The following is a 22,491-nucleotide window of genomic DNA, read 5'->3' on the forward strand; positions in this document are numbered from 1 at the left end:
AAGTTTAAGATTTTTTTCTTTTATCTAAGATATCAGGATTGTGAATAGGATTCACATCTTTACCTTTTAAAGAAGCATCAATGTTTTCAATATAATCTAAAGAGTCATCACCAAAAAACAACAAATTAGGCATTCTTCTTAATTGATGTTTGGTTCTTTGTGCCAATTCATGTCTTATAGATGCTGTATTGTCAGTAACAGCCTTTAAAATAGCCTCTCTTTTTTCTGATGGAAATACACTTAAATATGCTTTTGCTTGTCCCAAATCAGCGGTAACATTTACCTTAGATACAGATATAATAACGCCACGCAATCCGTTTCTAGCATCGGCTTGTAAAACCTCGGCTAAATCTTTTTGAATTACGCCAGCAATTTTCTTTTGTCTATTTGTTTCTTCCATAAAACAAAGATACAATTTGCAATTAACAAATAAACAATTGGAGAAATAAACAATTCAACAACATTCATTTTTAATAATCATTTTTTGATAGTACCTTGCAACAAAATTTGAAATTACTGTATGTCTAAATCTTTCGAAAAGTATCAAAAAAGACGACTGCTTGCATCGTACCTATCTGTAGTTATTAGTATTACAATGGTGTTGTTAATGGTGGGTTTTTTAGGCTTAACCGTTTTAAAATATAGAAATTTAAGTAGTTATTTTAAAGAAAAAGTATCGGTTACTTTATATCTTAAAAACAATTTAAAGACTGCAGATAAAAAAGATTTAGAAACCTTTTTAAAAGAAAAAGAATACATATATAAAATACATTTTGTATCTAAAAAGCAAGCTGCAGAAGAGTTTAGTAAAGACATTGGAGAAGACTTTTTAACTTTTTTAGGGGATAATCCTTTAAAAAGTTATTATGAAATAAGGTTAAAAGCAGATTTTGTAAACCCTGCACAATTGGTATACATTTCTAAAGAATTGGAAAAAAATGGGTTTATTGATGAGGTTGCTTATGATGCTCCTTTGGTAGATTTATTAACTAAAAATATAAAAAGTATTGGTTTTTGGTTAATTATTGGTGCTTCTGTATTGGCTTTTATAGCCATATTGTTGTTAAATAGTTCTATAAGACTATCTATATATTCTAAAAGATTTACCATTAAAACCATGCAAATGGTAGGGGCAACCAAATCATTTATACGCAAACCTTTTATATGGTCTAGTGTGCGTTTAGGATTGATAGGAGCTTTCTTAGCATCTGTTATTTTGGTAAGTTTTTGCTACAAAGTAAACGACAAATTACCTGCGTTGGCTTTGTTAGAAGATAAACAAGTACTAGCCATGGTAGTAGGAGGAATATTTGGTGTAGCTTTTTTTATTACAGCATTTAGTTCATTTTTGGCAACACAACGTTTTTTACGATTAAAAACAGATCAACTTTATTTTTAGGTTATGAAAGGAAAATTTGCATCCGAATTTGTATTTGGAAAAAAGAACTATCAATTAATGATTTTAGGATTGATAGTGATAGGAATAGGTTTTATTTTAATGTCTGGTGGTGGATCCGATGATCCAGAAGTCTTTAACCAAGCTATTTATAATTTTAGAAGAATAAGAGTTGCACCAACATTGGTGTTGATTGGTTTTGGAATAGAAATTTGGGCCATATTAGCCAACCCTTCAAAAAAATAACATGGGATTATTAGAAGCAATTATTTTAGGTATCATTCAAGGATTGACAGAATTTTTACCAGTATCATCTAGCGGACATTTAGAAATAGCCAAGTTTATTTTAGGAGATCATTCTATACCCGAGGAAAGTTTAACTTTTACTGTAGTTTTACATTTTGCTACCGCTTTAAGTACATTGGTTATTTTTAGAAAAGAAGTATTTCAAATTTTAAAAGGATTGTTTCAGTTTAAAATAAATGAAGAGTTTTTATTTTCTTTAAAAATTGTACTCTCTATGATTCCTGCTGTAGTTATAGGATTGGCTTTTGAAAAAGAATTAGAATCTTTTTTTGGAGGAAAAATTTTATTTGTAGGTGCCATGTTGCTAGTAACTGCAGTATTGCTGTTATTGGCAGATAGAGCCAAAACAACCAATAAAGGTGTTACCGTAGTAGGATCCGTAATTATAGGAATATCACAAGCCATAGCCATGTTGCCTGGTATTTCTAGATCTGGTGCAACCATTTCTACATCGGTATTGTTAGGGGTTGATAGAAACAAAGCCGCAAGATTTTCTTTTTTAATGGTTGTTCCTTTAATATTAGGTAAAATTGCGAAAGATGTTTTAGGAGGAGATTTGCATTTTGATTCTGAAGAAATGATTCCAATGTCTATTGGTTTTATTGCTGCATTTGTGGCAGGATTGGTTGCTTGCCAGTGGATGATTGCTTTGGTTAAAAAAAGCAAACTAATTTATTTTTCAATTTATTGTGCAGTTGTAGGAGTTATAGCCATTGCGTATACATTTTTAGCTTAAATGAAAACATTAGAGGAATACAAAGAGGGTCAGGTGTTGTTAATAGACAAACCTCTTCACTGGACATCATTTCAAGTGGTTAACAAACTTCGTTGGGTAATAAAACAACAGTTTAAAATTAAAAACATTAAAGTAGGGCATGCAGGTACTTTAGATCCTTTAGCTACAGGTTTGCTAATTTTATGTACCGGAAAGTTTACTAAAAAAATAGAAACCTATCAGGCACAACATAAAGAATATACAGGTACCATAACTTTAGGAGCCACTACACCAAGTTATGATTTAGAAACCGAGGTTGATAAAACCTATCCTACAGAACATATTACCGAAGAAATAATTCGTGAAACAACTCAGCAATTTGTAGGAGAAATAGATCAAAAACCTCCTATTTTTTCGGCAATTAAAAAAGAAGGGAAACGTTTGTACGAATTAGCAAGAGAAGGAAAAACAACCGAAATAAAATCTAGAAAAGTTACCATTTCTGCTTTTGAAATTACAAGTATAGATTTTCCAAATGTACACTTTAGAGTAGCTTGTAGCAAAGGGACTTACATTCGTTCTCTAGCTTATGATTTTGGATTGGCATTAAACTCGGGTTCTCATTTATCTGCTTTACGTAGAACTAAAATTGGAAATTTTGACGTGAAAAATGCAATTTCTGTAAATGCATTTTTAGAAGATTTTGGTATCAATACATCAGAATAAACCGCAGAGAATTACTGTGTTTTTACCTTATTTACAAGGAACATAAACATTTCTTAAATCTTATCTTTTTTTTAGCATTTGGGTAATTAATAGTTTAAATATTATATTCTACTTTTGCGAAAAAATTGATATGATATGAAACACAATTACTCTAAAAAAATTCTATTTATTTTATTAGTAATAGCTAGTAATTTAACAGCTCAAGTAGATAATGATGATCCGCCCAATGCTGCAGCGTATCAACAATTGTTAAACAATAACAGGAATCATTTATCTGTTTTTGAAGAAGAGTACAAAAGCAAAAAAAATCAAGCCAAGCAAGGAGCTGTTTATGGAGCTAAAACAGCAAGCCCTCAGTTAACCACCATTCCTATTCATGTGATTGTAATTAGAAAGGCTGATGGATCTGGAAATCATATTACAGAACCAGAGGCAGATGCATCTATTAGTACTATGAATGGTTTTTTTAACGATTCTTATATGGAGTTTTTTCGTTGTGATAACATTACTTATATCAACGATGATGATTTACAAAACTTTAATGATTCTGTTGAAGATGAAGAAATTGAAGGGAATGGAGTTACAGAAAACGATCAACAGTATTTAATAGAAAATGGTTATATAAAAGATAACATCATCAATTTAATAGTAACGAACTTAGTTAGTGGTAACGGATATGCATACTACCCTGGTGGACCAAATATAATGGTATTAGGGTATGATATTCTTGAAAATGGAACCACATTATCTCATGAAATGGGACACTTTTTTGGATTGCAACACACGCATGAAGGTTTTGATAATGACGATATAAGCAAACGAGAATTGGTAGATGGTTCTAACTGTACAACAGCTGGAGACGGTTTTTGTGATACTCCAGCAGATCCTAACGTACAAGCAAATGGAAATGTAGATGTTAACTGTGTGTATTCAGGAACTATTACGGATGCCAATGGCGATTTATTCAACCCGAATACAAGAAATTTAATGTCTTATTCTAGAAGAAATTGTAGAGATCATTTTAGTGATGAGCAAAAAGCACGTATGTATGCTGTGTTAAAGTCTTCTTTAAGAGATGATTTTATTTGTCCTTCTATATCGGTAGATATGTCTGTAAATGTTTCTTCTAGCTGTGCTACTAGTTTAACTGTTCAATTTACAGATAATAGTACAGGGGCTACCTCGTGGGCTTGGGATTTTAACAATGATGGTATTACAGATAGCACTCTTCAAAATCCATCGTATACATACCCAGAAGGGAAACATACAGTGGCTTTAACCATTTCTAACGGAAGCCAAAATGTAACCAAGGTTTTTTACAATAAAACAATATATGTAGGAGCAGAGGAAGAGAGTTACGAACAAAACTTTAACGATTTTATTGCGAATGGAAATCTTGAAGAAAATTGGTCTAAAGTAACAGCAGCAACAGGATATGGATGGAAAATAGGAAGTGGAAACACACCTACAAATGGAACTGGTCCTAATGCAGATGGAGATGGAGACCCAAATAAAAATTATTTGTATGTAGAATCTAGTCCTACAGGTTCAGGAGAAGTAGCAGAACTAATTTCACCATGTGTAAAGTTAGGAGCAAATCCATTTTTAAACTATAAATATCATATTTTTTCAGAAAGTTCTTCTATAGGAACTTTACATGTAGATATTAGTACAGACGGAGGTGCTACTTGGATAAATTCTTTAGTTACCTACGACAAACCTGTGCAAACAAGCAGTAACGAGGCTTTTAAGCAAGAAAGTATTTATCTAAAGGCATATGCAAATCAAACAGTAAAAGTAAGGTTTAGAGCTATAAGAGGAAATAGCTTTAAAGAAGATTTTGCCATAGATAATGTTGAATTTAAGAATGTTTCATCGGTTAGTTATACCACAAATAAAAATTCAGGAGTATGTGTAAATAACTTAAGTGTAGATTTTACAGATACTAGTGTTTTATTAACAGGTGCAATTACTTCTTGGGCTTGGGATTTTAACAACGATGGAATTATAGATAGTACTCTTCAAAACCCATCATACACGTTCGGAAAAGGAACTCATACCGTAAAATTAACAGTAGCAAATGAATCTGAATCGTTAACCAAAGTTTTTACGGATAATACGATAACCATAGGAGCTGAAAAAATAGGGGATTATATTGAAAACTTTAACAACTTTACAAACAATTCTGAGGTAAATGAACAAAGTTGGACCACTGTAAAGGCTGCTACGGGTTATGTATGGAAAGTAGGAAAAGGAAGCACACCAACAGGAGGAACAGGTCCGGAAACAGATGCAGATGCCACAACAACAGGACATTATTTATTTGTAGAGTCTAGCCCAGTTGGAACAGGAGAAGTTACAGAATTAATATCTCCTTGTGTAGCGTTAGGGAATCATCCTGTGTTAAGTTATGCGTATCATTTTTATTCTTCATATGACAATCTAAATCAAATAGGAGAGTGTTACGTAGATATTAGTACCGATGCAGGTGCAACATGGCCAACTACTTTAAAAAGTTATGAAAACAAAGTACAAACAGCTAGTGCTGATGCTTTTATTGAAGAAAATATTGATTTGTCTTCTTATGCCAATCAAATGGTTAAAATAAGATTTAGATCTGTTAGAGGAACAGGTTATAGAAGTGATTTTGCTATAGATAATGTTGCGTTTAAAGAAGATGTTTCTTTAAATAATCAAGATTTTGGCAAAACTAAAATAGGCATACACCCTAACCCAGTGCGTACTGTTTTAAGTATAGAGATTTTTAATAATGAGGTAGTTTACTATGAGGTGTTAGATGTTTTAGGAAGAAAGGTAATGTTTGGGGAGTTACAACATAAAGAAATTAATGTAGCTCAATTAAACAAAGGGACTTATATTTTAATTTTAACAAAAAATAAAAGTAGGACTATTCAAAAGTTTATCAAGCAATAAAATAATTGTTAACACACAAAAAAGCACAGCCATTTGGCTGTGCTTTTTGCTTTAAGGAATGTTGGTTAATGTTCGTGACTCAATTCTCCGTTTTTAGATTGTGCATAAATATAATAAGCACCTTGCGTTACAATTTTCATGTTTTTAGGAATTTCATCAATAGGAGTAACTTGTGTAAAACCATTGTGGCTTGCCCCTGTTTTAACATTAATTTTTAAGAATTCTGTATCGTCATTGTTTTTTTCTACGTTAGCAACGTAAATAAATTCGTTGCCATTTTCTTTTACAACAGCATTTTCAGGCAAAGCATTTACCGTTTTGTTGTTTAGCCAAATTTTAGCATTTATAAATAAGTCTTTAATAAAAATAGGTCTGTTTTTTTCTAAATGTCCGTGTACTCTAACCGTTTTGGCAGTTCCGTTAAACTCTTTACCTATTACACTTACTTCTCCATTATATATTTGTTGATTAATAGCGGGAGTGGTATAACTTATTTTTTGTCCCACTTTAATTTTATCAATGTCTTTTTCAAACACATCTAATTCTAGGTGAATATGATCATTGGCTACAATTTCCATTAAAGAAATATGGGGTTGTACATACACACCGTTGTACATGTTTATTTTGGTAATAAAACCACTCATAGGAGCTTTTATGGGAATTTGATGTACAATGTTTTTAGTGTTTAAAGAATGCGTGGCAATACCTAAATAATTTAATTGTTGTTTTAAACCCATATATTCAGCTTGTAACATGTTAAGTTTAGCTTGTGCTGTTTGTAAGTTTTTAGGAATTCCTGCATTGGCATGTATCAACTCTTGTTGCCTGTTAAATTCTATTTGTTGAAGTTCTAGTTGTGCTTTAATTTTTAAAAAATCTTGTTGTTTTACTATAAAATCAGGGTTTTCTAAATAGGCAATATTTTCATTTTTATGAATAAAATCACCTTCTATAAACTTTTTATGTCCCGATATAATTCCTTCATATTTAGCATTTACCGAAGAAAAAGCATTTGGTGGAAGTCCCAAAACCCCCGTAGCTTTAACAAAGTGATTTATTTTTATTTTAGAAAAATCACCAAATTGTAAATCAATGGTTTTGATTTGTGCGTTGCTTAAATGAGTGTTTTCTTCTTCATGATGTTCATGTGTTTCGTTTTGTTCTGTAGGCTTGTTAGAGGTTTTTTGTTGACAAGCACTTATTACAGTTAATAATAAAAATGAATTAAAAATAACTTTTATAGGTGTTTTCATAAGTTTAGTATTGATGGGTAATAAATTGATAGTAAGCCACAGCGTTGTTGTGTGCCAATAATTGATTCCAATATTTTTGCTCATTGTTGCTTACCATTTGTAGGGTGCTTAATAATTCTAAGTAAGATATTTCTCCAGCCTGATAATTTAATTTTGAGATTCTAATCATTTCTGGATTGATTTGTTTGACTTGTGATTCGTAAAAGTCAACTCCCTCTTGGTATACAATTACTTGATTCTTTGCATTGTTTATTTCCTGCTCAAAGCTCAATACATCACTTTTATAGTGTTGTTCAGCAATGGCTATATCCATTTTTTGAGCTTTTATTTTCTGTTTAATTTGGTTGTTAAACAAGGGAATATTAATGCCCCCAGCTATACCATTTAGCCAACCTCCTTGCACATAATTTTGAGCCGCGTAACCAATCGTAAAACTAGGGTTTAATTGCATTTTACTTACATTCATTTTTGCTTGTGCAATGGCTATGTTTTGTTTGCTTTTTTCTAACCAAACCACATTAGAGCTGTCTTTAAAATGCACTTTACTTTTGGTTAAGTTAGTTGTTGCCAAGAATTGATGATTACTGTTTAAAATAGATTGTAGCTTTTTTTTAGAGTTTTGTATTTCTAAATCCGATTGCTTGATAAGCAGTTCATATTCTTTTAATTTAGACACTAGCGTGTAAGCCTCTATATTATTAGCTGCTCCGGACTTTACTCTAGCTTTGGCTATTTTGCTAAACTGTGTGTAAATTTCTGCCAATTGTGTATACAGGCCTTTTAATTTTTGCTGATGTTGTAACTCGTAATATGCTTGTTTTACTTGGTAAGAAACTTTGCTAATTAATAAAGTTTGTTCTAAAGTACTTTGCGTAGTAATTTCGTTTTGCAAACGATTGCTAGCTTTAGAATTACCCAAGTTGTTAAATTGTTGAGAAATGGTAATTTGATTTACTTGTTGATTGTTTTCTACAAACAAACCATCGCCTTTGTAACCAATAGAAGTATTTCCTAGCAAGTACAATTTGTGTTGTAAAGACTTATTTTTAGTAACTTCCAAAGATGCTGCTTTTAGTTTAGGATGATTTTCTAAGGCTATATGAATAGCTTTTTTTAGCGTAATGGTTTTTTCTTGTGCCTGTGTTTTTACTCCTATACAAAATAATACTAGTAGCAATAGGGCTTTTTTTGATGAAATTTTAATGCTTTTAAGTTGCCAGTTTTCCATCCACAGATATAAAATAGGCAAGATGATTAAAGTTAAAAAAGTGGCAGAAATCAATCCACCAATTACCACTGTTGCTAACGGACGTTGTACTTCTGCACCACCAGAAGTAGATAAAGCCATAGGTAAAAAACCTAACGATGCCACTGCAGCAGTTAATACAACAGGTCTTAAACGCACTTGTGTTCCTTCTAAAATTCTATCATGTATATTTTTCATCCCTTCTTTTTTAAGTTGATTTAAATAACCAATGAGTACAATTCCATTTAATACAGCAACTCCAAATAAAGCAATAAATCCAATTCCTGCAGAAATGCTAAAAGGCATTCCTCTTAGTTGTAATGCCCACACACCTCCAATGGCAGATAATGGAATTGCAGTAAATATTAAAATTGCTTGTTTAAAAGAACCAAATGTAAAATAGAGTAAAATAAAAATAAGCCCTAAAGCAATTGGCAAGGCTATAGATAAACGTGCATTGGCTGCTTTTAGGTTTTCAAACTGTCCTCCATAAGTAAAATAATATCCAGACGGCAATTCAAGTTTGTTGTCTAGCTCTTGTTGAATTTTAGTTACTAATGTTTCAACATCGGTACTACCAACATTAACTCCAATTACAATTCTTCTATTTGTGTTTTCTCTAGAAATTTGCATAGGTGCATTTTTTAAAGAAATAGAAGCAATACTGCTCAACGGAATTTGATGTCCGTTTTCTAATGATATAAATAAGTTTTCAATATCTTCAATTTTAGATCTGTAGTTTTGGTCTAAACGAACTACCAAATCAAATCTTTTTTCACCCTCATAAATAATTCCAGCTTTTTCACCAGCAAAAGCACTACGGATTATTTTGTTCACATTGCTAATGTGCAAACCATATTGGGCAAGTTTGGAATAGTTATAATCTATAACAATTTGTGGCATTCCAACAGTTTGTTCTACATTAACAGTAGCTACACCTTTTAAAGCTTTAATAATTTTTTCGCTCTCTTTTGCTTTTTTATATAGCACTTCTAAATTGTCTCCAAATAACTTAATAGCAATGTCGGCTTTGGTTCCCGTCATCAGCTCATTAAAACGTAACTGTATAGGCTGTGAAAATTCATAGCCTACTCCAGGTAAATCATGCAAAGAAGCTTCTATTTTTTCAAACATTTCTGACCTATTATTAGCAGATATCCATTCGTTTTTTGGTTTCATTATTAAGGTGTAGTCTGCAATTTCTACAGGCATGGGATCTGTAGGTATTTCTGCTGCACCAATATTAGAAACAATGTCCTCTATTTCAGGAAACTCTTTTAACAGTTTGTTTTGAATTTTTTTAGCAGTTTCTATACTTTGGGTTAGAGAACTACCTGGAGGTAAAATTTGCTGCATGGCCAAATCTCCTTCTTCTAAAGTTGGAATAAATTCGCCTCCCATTTTTGTAAATACGAATAAAGTCAATAAGAAAATCATCAAGGTAGATCCAATAAATATTTTTTGATGCTTTAAGGCTTTTTCTAAAATAGGTTGATATATTTTTTGGATTTTTTCAATAAACCTATCTGCAAAAGTTTTCTTATTGGTAATGTTTTTGTTTAAAAACAAAGCAGCCATCATAGGTACATAGGTAAGCGATAAAATTAAAGCTCCTGTAATGGCTAACATAACGGTTTGTGCCATGGGTTTAAACATTTTACCTTCTATACCTACCAAGGCAAGAATAGGAATGTAAACCATTAAAATAATAATTTCTCCAAAGGCAGCAGAGCTTCTTATTTTTTGAGAAGATGAAATTACTTCTTTGTTCATTAGCTTTTTGGTGAGTTTTTTTCCTGCGTGTTTAAGTTGTAATCTGTGAACAATGGCTTCTACAATAATTACAGCACCATCTACAATCAAACCAAAATCAATAGCTCCTAAGCTCATTAAATTGGCAGAAATTCCTAATAAGTTCATCATAGAAATAGCAAATAGCATGGCAAAGGGTATAACAGAAGCCACAATTAATCCTGCTCTCCAATTTCCTAATAACAAAACAAGGATGAAGATGACGATTAAACCTCCTTCAATTAGGTTTTTTTCTACAGTTCCTATAGCAGTTTTAATTAATTTGTCTCTCACCAAATAAGGTTCTACAATTACACCTTTTGGCAAAGATTTTTGAATTTGGACAACCTTTTCTTTTACCAATTCTGTAACTTCGGCTGAGTTAGCTCCTTTAAACATCATTACTCTTCCTCCAACTACTTCTTCACCATCTCTTACCAAAGCTCCATACCTAGGAGCTTTTCCGTAGTGTACTTTTGCAACATTTTTTATTAAAATAGGAATGTTATTTTTGTTTTGAATAACAATGTTTTCTATGTCAGTAATAGATTTTGCAATTCCTTGAGCTCTGATGTAATATGTATTTGGATTTTTTTCTATGTAGGCTCCTCCAGTATTTTCATTGCTTTTTTCTAAAGCCTCAAAAACATCGGTAATACTTAAATTTATAGATTTTAAAACACTAGGGTCTACTGCAACTTCGTATTGTTTTAAGTGTCCTCCCATAGAGTTTATTTCGGCCACCCCCTCAATACCTAATAGTTGTCTTTTTACAATCCAATCCTGAATGGTTCGTAATTCTGTAGCATTGTACTGATCCTCATAACCTTTTTGAGGCCTAACAACATATTGATAAATTTCTCCTAAACCTGTAGAAATAGGAGCCATTTCTGGTGTACCTAATCCGTTGGGAATATTGTTTTGTGCTTCTTTTAATCGTTCGCTAACCAATTGCCTGGCTAAATAAATATTGTAATTTTCTTGAAAAACAACAGTAATTACCGAAAGGCCAAAACGTGAAATAGACCTAATTTCTTCTGTTTTTTGCAAACTTTGTAAAGATAATTCTATAGGAGTAGTAATAAATTGTTCTATTTCTTGAGTGGCCAACGTTGGACTTACTGTAATTATTTGAACCTGATTGTTGGTGATGTCAGGAACTGCATCAATGGGTATTTGTCTTAAAGAATAGACACCCCATAGAGTAAGAGCCATCATAAATAACCCTATAACAAACTTATTCTTAACAGAATAAGCAATGATTTTATCAAACATTTTTGTGTGATTTTAGTTAAACTTTATGTGATAACAAGACGTACTTGTTCTAATAAAAATGTTTAACTAAGTATAGGAGGGTGCCAAACACCGTGGGTGTATTTTTGACTATAATGAAAACGGTAGTTGTAATTGTGTTTGTAAAAAACAGAAATTTCTGTTTTTTGAAACAGTTGAATTTTAGTTAATATAATTAATGTTCCGCAACAATTACAATTGCATACAGGTGTGCAATCATCTTGTTGGTGATGTGAATTATCTGAAAAACAAGAGGTAATTTCTTCGTGATGTATGTTCGCATAAATAGCATCATTACATGGTATAGCTACCATAGCAATAATAATGATGGATAATATATACGATGTAAGTTTCATTACTTACAAAAGTAATTTATTTAGTTAAAGTTTACACGTAGTCTTGATTAAAAAATCCACCTTTATTTTCTTTACGTTCACTAGAGGCTTTAATAATAAGATATGCATTGGTAATTAAATTCCTAAGTTCACAAATTGGAACTGAAAGTTTTGCTGTTTTATACAATTCTTTATTTTCTTGATATAAAATTTCAAGACGATTGGCTGCTTTTTTTAAACGAATATCAGAGCGAACAATTCCTACATAATTACTCATTATTTTCTGAATGTCTTTTCTATCATGCGTAATTAAAATATTCTCTTTGTTTTGAGAAGTATTGGTGTCATCCCAATCAGGAATGTCAGTTCTAAAATTTAAAGAATCTAATATTTGAGTAGCATGTACAAAACTTCTGTGTGCATAAACCACAGCTTCTATTAAGGAATTAGAAGCCAATCTATTTGCACCGTGTAAACCTGTTCTAGAACACTCTCCACAAGCATATAAGTTTTCAATAGAGGTTTGTCCGTTTTTGTTTACAGCAATTCCACCACATATATAATGTGCAGCAGGAGTAACAGGAATAAAATCTTTATGAACATTAATTCCTAAAGACTTACATTTTTTGGTAATGTTAGGAAAGTGATTTACAAAATGTTTAGAATCAATGTGTGTACAATCTAAATACACATAATCTTCACCAGTAAGCTTTAATTCAGTATCTATAGCTCTTGCTACTACATCTCTAGGAGCCAACTCTAAACGTTCATCATATTTTTCCATAAAACGCTCACCATGGCTATTTCTAAGAATTCCACCTTCACCTCTAACAGCCTCAGTAATTAAAAAAGCTGGAGATTGTGCTGGTTCTTGGTGCAATGCAGTTGGATGAAATTGTATAAATTCAATATCTTGTATTTTGGCTTTGGCTCTATAGGCCATAGCAATTCCATCACCTGTAGCTATTTTAGGGTTGGTGGTAGTTCTGTACACTTGTCCGCTACCTCCAGCAGCCAATAAAGTTACTTTGGCTTGAATGGTTTTTATGTTCTGAGTAATTTCATCTAACACATAGGCACCATAACATGTAATATGATCTCTGTGTGTAACTGTTTTTTCGTGACCTTGGGCTCTTAAAATATGATGATCTGTAATAAAATCTACCGTAAAGTGATCTTCTAATAAGGTAATATTGGGTGTGTTCTCTACGGCTTTTAACAATGCACGAGCAATTTCATAGCCGGTAATGTCTTTATGGTGTAAAATTCTATTTTGAGAATGTCCACCTTCTCTTCCCAAACTATAATCACCTTGGTTGGTTTTGTCAAACTGGGCTCCCCAAGCAATTAATTCTTCTAATCTTTTAGGAGCTTCTTCTACCACCATTCTAACAACTTCTTCATCGCACAAACCATCACCTGCTATGAGTGTATCTTGTATGTGTTGTTCAAAAGAGTCTATATTGGTATTGGTTACTGTAGCAATTCCACCTTGAGCATATTTGGTATTGCTTTCTTCCTTTTCTGCTTTTGTAACTAAAGTAATGGATGCGTTTTTATGAAAACTGGCTACTTTTAGAGCATAAGAAAGACCTGCAATTCCGGAACCTATAACTAAAAAATCTGTTTTAATCATGTTTTTATTTAGAAAGCGCTAGCATTTTTTCAATAGGAACTAATGCTGCTTCGGCAAGTTTTTTTTCTACCTCAATGGCAGGTAATTCGTGTTCTAAACACAAAAATAATTTTTTCATGGTGTTCATACGCATGTAAAAACACTCACTACAAGCACAAGTATTGTCCTCTTCCGATGGGGCAGGGATCAATTCTTTGTTAGGTACTTGTTTAATCATTTCGTGTAAAATTCCTGCTTCGGTAGCTACAATAAATTTATGGTTTTTACTCTCTCTTGCATATTTTAACAAACCGGCGGTAGAACCAATATAACTTGCTGTTTTTAAAATATGTGACGGAGATTCTGGGTGGGCAATTATTTCAGCATCAGGGTGTTCAGAAGCTAAGGTTAATAGTTTTTCTATAGAAAAGGCTTCGTGTACCATACAAGCTCCATCCCATAAAACCATATCTCTACCTGTTTCTTTGTTTAAATAATCTCCTAAATTTTTATCTGGAGCAAAGATGATTTTTTGATCTTTTGGAAAAGAATTAATTATTTTTACTGCATTTGATGAGGTACAAACAATATCACTCATGGTTTTAATCTCAGCAGAACAGTTAATGTAAGTAACTACTTTATGATCTGGGTACTTTTGTTTAAAAGCTCTAAAATCTTCTGGAGGACAAGAATCTGCCAAAGAGCAACCTGCGTTTAAATCTGGTAATAAAACTTTTTTGTTAGGATTTAAAATTTTAGCTGTTTCTGCCATAAAATGAACTCCACAAAAAACAATAATATCGGCACTGGTTTTGGCTGCTTCTTGTGCTAGTTGTAAGCTATCTCCTACAAAATCTGCAATGTCTTGAATGGCCTCTTCTTGGTAGTAGTGTGCAAGAATTACAGCGTTTTTTTCTTTTTTTAGTCGATTAATTTCAGCAACATAATCAATATTACTTTGGGTATCGATGTCTAAAAATCCTTTTTTATTTAAGTTGTCTTTTGCTTGAGCTAAAGTGTCCATTAAAAATAGTTTTGAAGTACAAATTTACAAAAAAAGAGCCTATAATAGGCTCTTTTAATTTATATGTCGATTAGATTATATAGTTCTTACAGCATATTTCCATCCAAATGGATCTTCTGCTTTACCGGTTTGAATATCGGTAATTTTCTTTTTTATAATAGATGCGTAACTATTTTCTAATTTAGGAAGATCATAATCAGTTCCTTTAAAGTTAAAACTAACAATAGGATTGATTACAGCAGCTGTTCCGGCTCCAAACATTTCTAACAAGGTTCCGTTTTTAGCAGCTTCTTCAATTTCATATACAGAAATATCTCTTACCTCTACTTTGTAACCTTCTTTTTCTGCAATAGCAATTACACTTTTACGTGTAATACCATCTAAAATTCTATCAGATGTTGGAGCGGTAATTAAAGTATCTCCAATTCTGAAAAATACGTTCATTGTACCTGCTTCTTCTAAGTTTTCGTGTGTACTAGAATCTGTCCATACAACTTGTTGGTATCCTGCTTCGTTTGCTAATTTTGTTGGGTAAAATTGCCCAGCATAATTCCCTGCACATTTAGCAAAACCAACTCCTCCGCTAGCAGATCTACTGTATTTGTCTGCAAACAATACACTTACTTCTCCGCTGTAATAAGATTGAGCAGGAGATAAAATAAACATAAATTTATATTGTTTTGCTGGAGAGGCAGATACTCCTGGCTCTGTTGCAATGATAAACGGACGTATGTACATAGAACTACCTTCTGTAGTTTGAATCCAATCTTTATCTATGTTTAATAACATTTCCATTCCATCAAAAAACAAGTCTTTTGGAAATTCTGGAATAGCCAAACGGATGGCAGATTTGTTCAATCGGATAAGGTTGTCCTCGGGTCTAAATAACCAGACGGCACCATCGACAGATTTGTAGGCTTTCATTCCTTCAAAAATTGCTTGACCGTAGTGGAATACTTTAGCTGATGGGTCTAAGGAAATGGGACCATAAGGTCTAATTTTCGCATTTGTCCATTTTCCATCAATATAATCACATTCAAACATGTGATCTGTAAAGTTTTCTCCAAACGATAAGTTGTTAAAATCTACCTCATTAATTTTTGTAGTTGTAGACTTTGTAATCGTGATGTTCTGGTTGTTAATTCCCATGATTTCGTTTGTAAAAAAAATATTTATGAAGAACAAAAGTAAATATAAAAATTGTAATGTATGCAATAAAAATATTTTTAGTTAAGGGTTTTTTATTTAGAAGTTTGTAGGTCTATTTTTTTCTTTTAAATGAATTAATAATGGCACAAAACAACCGATAAACAAAGCGTATTTAGAAATTAAACAGGTAGGTGCTAAACAATCATATTTTAGCAATTCAGCATTAAATTTAATAGCTATATTTGCATCAGCAATTTTAACTGTTTTGAAAAGAAAAATTATTGTTACATCAGATGGTTCTACCACCATTCATATCCCAAGTTGGAATGAAAGTTATCATTCTACGCATGGTGCTATACAAGAAGCTTATCATGTGTTTATTGAAATGGGATACAAATCTGTTGAAAAAAATGATTTGTCTATTCTAGAAGTAGGTTTTGGAACAGGATTAAATGCTTTTATTACTTTGTTAGAAACGGCTAAAGATGGTAGAACAATTAATTACGTTGGTGTAGAAGCGTATCCGGTAAGAGAAGATGAGTTGTTGGCTTTAAATTATGTGTCTGAATTGGATACAAGAAATTTGTCGCACAAATTTGAAGAAATGCACTTAACGCCATGGAATAAACCGCAAAAAGTAAGTCCTAATTTTACGCTAACAAAGCGACAAATGTTTTTTCATAATATTCATGATGAAAATGTTTTTGATTTGATTTATTTTGATGCTTTTGGTGCTAGAGTACAACCAGATTTATGGACAGAAGAAATTTTTGAAATCATGTTTAAAGCCATGAAGCCTGGAGGTAAAATAGTAACCTATGCAGCTAAAGGTAGTGTGCGTAGAGCCATGCAAGCAGTTGGCTTTTTAGTAGAAAGATTGCCAGGTCCTCCAGGGAAAAGAGAAATGTTGAGAGGAACAAAAATAGAATAGAATGACTGAGTTTTCAAGATTAAAAAGAAAAAAGCCTAACCGAATAAGAGTAATTTTATTAGTGGTTGTATTGTTTGTAGTATTGTATTTGTTAAAGAATGCAGATAGTTTAGTTGCTCAGTTTTTTGGAAAGTAAACGAAATTTAAAATTAGTTTGTTTTTCTGTTCTTTAGTTTGTGTTCTGTAATAAAAATAACAGAAATTAGGGAGAGCACTGCTACTACAATTCCTGTAATAACAAGTATAGGATGTGCTTTTTGAGGAATTTTAAAAGCCGCAATAATAAAGCTAGCTATTAAAAGAAGAGTTCCTGTTTGTATCATTTTTTTTGCAGAAAACTTCTGAGAAAAATCCCAGTTTTCTTTAGTTGACATAGACCTTTTAGTTCTGTAACCATATAGTGCATTTATTTCTTTAGGAGGGAACTTTAACATTAAAAAACCGGTGATTATAGAGATAATTGCTGCGGAAATAGGTGTAATAAGTAACTGAAGTTGAGTCCACATAAGATATGTTTTTAGGTTATTTAAATATAAAAAAAACTTATCTTTTAAAGTCTCTTTCTTTCCAAGTATATCCTCCAAACAAAGCTCTAAAACCTATGTAAGTATTTAACAAAGGATAGATAATGGCCATTTGAAAATAGTTCCAATAACTTATTTTTTGGTTTAATTTTTCTGTGGTTATGAATAATAAAATTCCATCTACACCTATTTTTACCAACCATAAAAATACCGCTAATAGAGGCTGTATTGCAATACTTACAAGTAGCGTTAATTGGGTAATTAAAACCAATAAGCCTACCAGTTTGGTAAAGTTATTTTTATAATGTGTGCTTTTTGCAGCCCAACGAATACGTTGTTGAAAAACAGCTGTCCAATTGTTTTCAGCCTTTGTGCGTACAATAGCTTCTGTAGTGTTTAAGTAGTGAACTTTATCTGGGTTTTGTTTCACAAAACTTTCTAAAGTAAAAATATCATCGCCGCTGGCTATGTTAGAATGGTGGTTTTGCTGTATTTCTAAGTAACGTTTTTTATCAAATCCCATATTGGCAGCATTGCACATAATTGGTTTTTGAAGTCCAAAACTACCCATGGTTACTCCTATTAAACTTAAACAATCTAACAATTGATATTGGTGAATAAAATTGTTTTTAGCCATAAGGGTAATTGGCCCCGCTATAAACAAACTTTGTTGTTCTGTGCTAAGAGTGTTGTAGGTGTGTAGCCAATTTTTAGGAACTATGCAGTCGGCATCTGTTGTAATGATAAAATCAAATTTAGAAGCTTGTATACCCTTAGAAATAGCATCTTTTTTAGGAGTATTGCTTGCTTTTTTATTGTTAAGCAATGTAATGTTTGTGAGTTTAGTTTGCCAATGCTCAATAATTTTTACAGAAGCATCTATAGATTGATCATTAATCAAAAGAACTTCAAAAAAAGGTGTAGGATAATCTAGCTTGTGAATACTTTCTAAAAGAGCATTTAAGGAAGATTCCTCGTTTCTAAAAGGAATGATAATACTAAATTTTTTACGAGGGTTTTGGGTGTTGATTTTTGTTATTGGTAAGTAAATTAATCCAAGGGTAAAAACAAATATTAATAAAGTATAAAGACCAATAATTAAAATCATATAGGTTTGTTTTTAAGTGTATAGAACTGTAATAAACTCCCAATAATTGCAGGAGTTGCATGGTTGCAAATCCATAAAATAAAATAAGCAATTAAAATAGTAGCTTCTGTATAACCTAAAGGATGCAATACAAACAAAGCAACACTACCTTTAATAGCAAAATCTAAAATATTTAAAATGGGTAATAAAGAACTAAGTAAATAAATAGCACAAATTCCCGCATATAGTTCAGTGTTGTCTAGCGTGTAGTTATGCAATAAAACAACCAATAAAAAGGAAAAGAAAATAAATTTTATTACCGAGTATACAAACAATAAAAGGTGTGTTTTTGCAGGGATACTTTTTATATATAAGATGATTTTTTTTCTAAAGAAAATAGCCATCACAATTCCAATACATGCTGTAAAGGTTAAAAAGGTTTGTTGATTAAAAGCTCTGGCATCAATCTTTTCTATGAGTTTGTAAACTCCCCAACTTCCAAAAAGCAGAGTGGTTAGCATTTGATACATTCCTTTGCTTAAGTTTAAAAACACTATTTGTTTGCTACGTTCTTTAGGATAAAAAAGAATTTTTTTTAAATAATTTCCAGAATTAAATGGAGTAATCAATCCGTAGGTGTAAGCCACTAAGGTTTCATAAGCAGCTTTTTTAAACGATATTTTATCAAACGTTTGAATAACAATTTTCCATTTTAAAATTTCAAAACACCAGTTTCCTATAGAGCAAATTAGAATTAATAAAAAAGAAATAGGATGTAAAAAATGATAAACATCGGTAGAACTAAAAGAAGTTGTTGCAATTCTATAGCCTATGTAAAACAGGGCAGCAAAACTTACTACGTATTTTAGCAAACGGTTTAAAATAGAAAAATATTTATGAATTGATTTAAGCATGCACTAAGGTAGCATTCATTTTAGCTATCTTTGCTAAAATAGTTAAATCCACTTTATTGGCCTTAGAAAAAATTATATTAGGAATAGACCCTGGAACCACCATTATGGGGTTTGGGGTGATAAAAGTTGTAGGAAAAAAAATGGAATTTGTTCAAATGAACGAATTGTTGTTAAGTAAATACAACGACCCTTATGTAAAATTAAAATTGATTTTTGAACGTACTATTGAGTTGATAGACACCTACCATCCGGATGAGTTGGCTATTGAAGCTCCGTTTTTTGGTAAAAATGTACAATCAATGTTAAAATTGGGTAGGGCACAAGGAGTAGCTATGGCAGCAGGTTTGTCTAGACAAATTCCGGTAACAGAATATTTGCCTAAAAAAATAAAAATGGCCATTACAGGTAATGGAAACGCAAGTAAAGAGCAAGTGGCTTTAATGCTTAAAAGTTTATTGAGTTTAAAAACATTGCCTAAAAACCTAGATGCTACCGATGGTTTGGCAGCAGCGGTTTGTCATCATTTTAATAGTGGTGTAAAAGTAGGAGGTAAGAATTATAGTGGATGGGCAAGTTTTGTAAGTCAGAACGAAAGCAAAATTGTAAAATAGGTACAGTATAAAAGTGTAGAGTATTAAGTAAAAGGGCTTTTTTTAGGAGTATAGTAGTTAAGAATATAAGGAGTTAAGAAGTGTCGTTTTTATGAGATGAAAAAAGAAGAAAATTTTTTAACCAACAACCAACAACCAATGGCAGGTATTTATATACACATTCCGTTTTGTAAAAAAGCATGTCATTATTGCGATTTTCACTTTTCAACCTCTCTAAAACAAAAACAAACTTTTTTAGAGGCTTTGGAAAAAGAAATTATTCTTAGGGTTGATGAGTTTAAAAATGAAACAGTAGAAACTATTTATTTTGGAGGAGGAACTCCTAGTATTTTAGAAGTAGCAGAACTTCAAAAAATTATAAACGTAATTAGAGCTAATTATCGGGTGATTACAAATTCAGAAATTACACTAGAGGCCAATCCTGATGATTTATCGGATGCAAAAATAATAGGGTTTGCAAATACAGAAATTAATAGGCTAAGTATTGGAGTGCAATCTTTTGGAGATAAAGAATTGCAAATGATGAACCGAGCGCACAATGCTAAAGAAGTGCTACAGTGTTTGCAAACAGCTACACAATATTTTAAGAATATTACCATTGATTTGATGTATGGAATTCCAGGTTTGTCTAATGAGGAATGGCAACAAAATATAAAACAAGCATTGAGTTTTGGTATTCAGCACATTTCGTCTTATGCACTTACGGTTGAAGAAGGAACGGCTTTGCATCATTTTATTAAAAATAAAAAGTATCCTGAATTAGATGAGAATTTGGCTGCGACTCATTTTGATATTTTAGTTTCGGAACTGTCACAAGCAGGTTTTGACCATTATGAAATTTCCAACTTTGGAAAACCAACTTTTTATTCCAAGCACAATACTTCTTATTGGTTAGGAAAGCGATATTTAGGTTTTGGACCTTCTGCGCATACTTTTAATGGAAATACAAGAAGCTGGAACGTTGCAAACAATGCAAAGTATATATTGGCATTGCAACAAGGAAAAATACCATCAGAAAAAGAAGAATTGTCTGCGAAAGACGTTTATAACGAATATATAATGACGGGTTTACGAACCATTTGGGGAGTTTCTTTAGAAAGAATAACTTCAGATTTTGGAGAGGAAACCAAGAGTTTTTTAGAAAAACAAATTGTACCATTTCTAGAAAATGGAACCTTAGAATTAAACAACAATCAGCTAAAAACTACACAAAAAGGAAAGTTTTTAGCCGATGGAATTGCTAGTGATTTGTTTTGGGTTTAGGCTACAGTATTGGTTTTAGCGTTTAAAAACGTTTTTAAACCCTGTTCTCCTAATTCTTTTCCATAACCAGATTTTTTTACGCCCCCAAAAGGAAACTTAGGATCTGATGTTACTTTAAAATTGATAGACACATAACCAGATTCAACTTGTGCTGCTAATTTTTTTGCTTTTTTAATATCCGTAGACCAAATAGCGGTTCCCAATCCGTAATCAGAGTTGTTAACATCCTTAATGGTTGTTTCTAAATTATCATAAGGAATTACACAAATTACAGGTCCAAAAATTTCTTCTTTTAACATTGGGTTTTCTTTGTTAACCACTAACAAGGTAGTTTCGTAAAAAGGTTCGTTAATTTTTCCTCCTACAATCAATTCTGCTCCATTTTTTAACGTTTCTTCTACTTGACTTTGTAGTGTTGGTAAAAACTCTGCCTTAGAAATGGGACCTATTTTGGTGTTTTTGTTTAAAGGGTCTCCAGGGGTTAATCCTGCTATTTTTTCTTTAAAAAAATCAAGTGTATACTCTAATTTGTTTTTGGGTACAAAAATTCTTTTAGCAGCAATGCAAACTTGTCCAGAGTTGGCAGTTCTAGATTCAAAAGCCGACGTTAAAGCTGTATCAAAATCAGCATCTTCTAAAATAAGAGAAGCATCTGTACCTCCTAACTCCAATACCGATTTTTTTAAGTGTTTACCTGCTAAGGCAGCTACAGAGCTTCCTGCTTTGGCACTTCCTGTTAAACAAACTCCTTGTACCACTGGGTGAGCTACAATTTGCTCTACTTGAGAGGTTTCTATAATTAACGTACTAAAAACAGCTTCGGGATAACCAGCATCTGTAAATAATTTTTCTATAGCTACAGCAGCTCCAGTTACATTGCTTGCATGTTTTAACAAGCAAACATTTCCTGCCATAATATTAGGGAACACATAACGGAATACTTGCCAAAAAGGAAAATTCCAAGGCATAATTCCAAAAACAGCTCCAGTACTGTGGTAGCTTATATAAGTGTTTTCGTTTAAAAACGTATTTTCTAAAAAAGCAGCACTTTTGTTGGTAAAATAGTCAATAAGTGTACTTGTTTTTTCAATTTCGGCAAAAGCTTGTGTAATGGGTTTTCCCATTTCTGTGCTAATTAAAGTAGCAAATTCCTGTTTGCGTTCTAGTAATAATTCCTTTAGTTTTTTACCCAACTCTTCTTTATCTTTAAAAGAAAAATTTTTCCAGTTATTGTAAGATTCTTGAGCTGTATTTAATTTTAAATTTAACTCATGGTCCGTTAAATAATTGTACTGATGAATTTCTTTTTGTGTATATGGATTGATGGTTGTAATCATTGTAAAGTAGACTAAGTTTTATTTACAAACTTACAAAATGT

General features: G+C 32.0%; 20 protein-coding genes. 9 read left to right on the forward strand and 11 right to left on the reverse strand.

The window, feature by feature from the left end; all coding sequences use genetic code 11:
- Positions 1–4: 4 nt before the first annotated feature.
- Positions 5–400 carry a 30S ribosome-binding factor RbfA gene (rbfA, locus tag ACY2IJ_RS12335; protein WP_476724656.1) on the reverse strand — a complete coding sequence of 132 codons (396 nt, stop codon included), beginning with the start codon at positions 398–400 and terminating at the stop codon, positions 5–7.
- 120 nt (positions 401–520) lie between these two features.
- Between rbfA and ACY2IJ_RS12340 the strand changes: the two genes are divergently transcribed.
- The 5 genes from ACY2IJ_RS12340 to ACY2IJ_RS12360 all read left to right on the forward strand — a co-directional run bounded on the left by ACY2IJ_RS12340 (position 521) and on the right by ACY2IJ_RS12360 (position 6,077).
- A complete protein-coding gene (locus tag ACY2IJ_RS12340; RefSeq protein ID WP_476724657.1) occupies positions 521–1,399 on the forward strand; it encodes a cell division protein FtsX in 879 nt (292 codons plus the stop codon).
- A gap of 3 nt (positions 1,400–1,402) precedes the next feature.
- Positions 1,403–1,642 carry a DUF3098 domain-containing protein gene (locus tag ACY2IJ_RS12345; RefSeq protein WP_476724658.1) on the forward strand — a complete coding sequence of 80 codons (240 nt, stop codon included), beginning with the start codon at positions 1,403–1,405 and terminating at the stop codon, positions 1,640–1,642.
- Between the two features lies 1 nt (position 1,643).
- Positions 1,644–2,438: an undecaprenyl-diphosphate phosphatase gene (locus tag ACY2IJ_RS12350; RefSeq protein ID WP_476724659.1), complete on the forward strand. Its 795-nt coding sequence runs from the start codon at positions 1,644–1,646 to the stop codon at positions 2,436–2,438.
- Positions 2,439–3,143: a tRNA pseudouridine(55) synthase TruB gene (truB, locus tag ACY2IJ_RS12355; protein WP_476724660.1), complete on the forward strand. Its 705-nt coding sequence runs from the start codon at positions 2,439–2,441 to the stop codon at positions 3,141–3,143.
- Between the two features lie 135 nt (positions 3,144–3,278).
- On the forward strand, positions 3,279–6,077 hold the full coding sequence (locus ACY2IJ_RS12360; RefSeq protein WP_476724661.1) for a PKD domain-containing protein: 2,799 nt from the start codon (positions 3,279–3,281) through the stop codon (positions 6,075–6,077).
- A 65-nt stretch (positions 6,078–6,142) separates the two neighbouring features.
- On the opposite strand, the gene ACY2IJ_RS12365 is transcribed toward ACY2IJ_RS12360, so the two are convergent.
- The 6 genes from ACY2IJ_RS12365 to ACY2IJ_RS12390 all read right to left on the reverse strand — a co-directional run bounded on the left by ACY2IJ_RS12365 (position 6,143) and on the right by ACY2IJ_RS12390 (position 15,783).
- Complete coding sequence (locus ACY2IJ_RS12365; RefSeq protein WP_476724662.1) at positions 6,143–7,330, reverse strand: efflux RND transporter periplasmic adaptor subunit; 1,188 nt, start codon at positions 7,328–7,330, stop codon at positions 6,143–6,145.
- A gap of 4 nt (positions 7,331–7,334) precedes the next feature.
- A complete protein-coding gene (locus ACY2IJ_RS12370) occupies positions 7,335–11,642 on the reverse strand; it encodes a CusA/CzcA family heavy metal efflux RND transporter (protein ID WP_476724663.1) in 4,308 nt (1,435 codons plus the stop codon).
- Positions 11,643–11,704: 62 nt separating this feature from the next.
- Positions 11,705–12,016: a DUF6660 family protein gene (locus ACY2IJ_RS12375; RefSeq protein ID WP_476724664.1), complete on the reverse strand. Its 312-nt coding sequence runs from the start codon at positions 12,014–12,016 to the stop codon at positions 11,705–11,707.
- Positions 12,017–12,047: 31 nt separating this feature from the next.
- Positions 12,048–13,631, reverse strand: coding sequence for an L-aspartate oxidase (gene nadB / locus ACY2IJ_RS12380; protein WP_476724665.1), 1,584 nt, complete (start codon positions 13,629–13,631; stop codon positions 12,048–12,050).
- A 4-nt stretch (positions 13,632–13,635) separates the two neighbouring features.
- Positions 13,636–14,634: a quinolinate synthase NadA gene (nadA, locus tag ACY2IJ_RS12385; RefSeq protein ID WP_476724666.1), complete on the reverse strand. Its 999-nt coding sequence runs from the start codon at positions 14,632–14,634 to the stop codon at positions 13,636–13,638.
- A gap of 75 nt (positions 14,635–14,709) precedes the next feature.
- Entirely contained in the window at positions 14,710–15,783 is a 1,074-nt protein-coding gene (locus tag ACY2IJ_RS12390) for a branched-chain amino acid aminotransferase (protein WP_476724667.1), read from the reverse strand.
- Between the two features lie 265 nt (positions 15,784–16,048).
- On the opposite strand from ACY2IJ_RS12390, the gene mnmC2 reads away from it, so the two are divergent.
- Entirely contained in the window at positions 16,049–16,714 is a 666-nt protein-coding gene (gene mnmC2 / locus ACY2IJ_RS12395) for a tRNA (5-methylaminomethyl-2-thiouridine)(34)-methyltransferase MnmC2 (protein ID WP_476724668.1), read from the forward strand.
- 1 nt (position 16,715) lies between these two features.
- Positions 16,716–16,850, forward strand: coding sequence for a hypothetical protein (locus ACY2IJ_RS12400; RefSeq protein WP_476724669.1), 135 nt, complete (start codon positions 16,716–16,718; stop codon positions 16,848–16,850).
- A 13-nt stretch (positions 16,851–16,863) separates the two neighbouring features.
- Here ACY2IJ_RS12400 and ACY2IJ_RS12405 read toward each other — a convergent pair whose 3' ends face one another.
- The 3 genes from ACY2IJ_RS12405 to ACY2IJ_RS12415 are packed head-to-tail and all read right to left on the reverse strand — an operon-like array spanning position 16,864 to position 19,239.
- On the reverse strand, positions 16,864–17,220 hold the full coding sequence (locus ACY2IJ_RS12405) for an SdpI family protein (RefSeq protein ID WP_476724670.1): 357 nt from the start codon (positions 17,218–17,220) through the stop codon (positions 16,864–16,866).
- A 37-nt stretch (positions 17,221–17,257) separates the two neighbouring features.
- Complete coding sequence (locus tag ACY2IJ_RS12410; RefSeq protein WP_476724671.1) at positions 17,258–18,346, reverse strand: glycosyltransferase; 1,089 nt, start codon at positions 18,344–18,346, stop codon at positions 17,258–17,260.
- On the reverse strand, positions 18,343–19,239 hold the full coding sequence (locus tag ACY2IJ_RS12415; protein ID WP_476724672.1) for a hypothetical protein: 897 nt from the start codon (positions 19,237–19,239) through the stop codon (positions 18,343–18,345). Before ACY2IJ_RS12415 ends, ACY2IJ_RS12410 begins: the two co-directional genes overlap by 4 nt.
- Positions 19,240–19,295: 56 nt before the next feature.
- Here ACY2IJ_RS12415 and ruvC point away from each other — a divergent pair, with 56 nt between their 5' ends.
- Positions 19,296–19,850 carry a crossover junction endodeoxyribonuclease RuvC gene (gene ruvC, locus ACY2IJ_RS12420; RefSeq protein ID WP_476724673.1) on the forward strand — a complete coding sequence of 185 codons (555 nt, stop codon included), beginning with the start codon at positions 19,296–19,298 and terminating at the stop codon, positions 19,848–19,850.
- 138 nt (positions 19,851–19,988) lie between these two features.
- Positions 19,989–21,113, forward strand: coding sequence for a radical SAM family heme chaperone HemW (gene hemW, locus ACY2IJ_RS12425; RefSeq protein ID WP_476726564.1), 1,125 nt, complete (start codon positions 19,989–19,991; stop codon positions 21,111–21,113).
- Here the strand turns inward: hemW and ACY2IJ_RS12430 are convergent.
- Positions 21,110–22,450: an aldehyde dehydrogenase family protein gene (locus ACY2IJ_RS12430; protein ID WP_476724674.1), complete on the reverse strand. Its 1,341-nt coding sequence runs from the start codon at positions 22,448–22,450 to the stop codon at positions 21,110–21,112. The two genes, hemW and ACY2IJ_RS12430, sit on opposite strands and share 4 nt — an antisense overlap.
- Between the last annotated feature and the right edge of the window lie 41 nt (positions 22,451–22,491).

The sequence above is a fragment of the Wenyingzhuangia gracilariae genome, assembly GCF_056387575.1.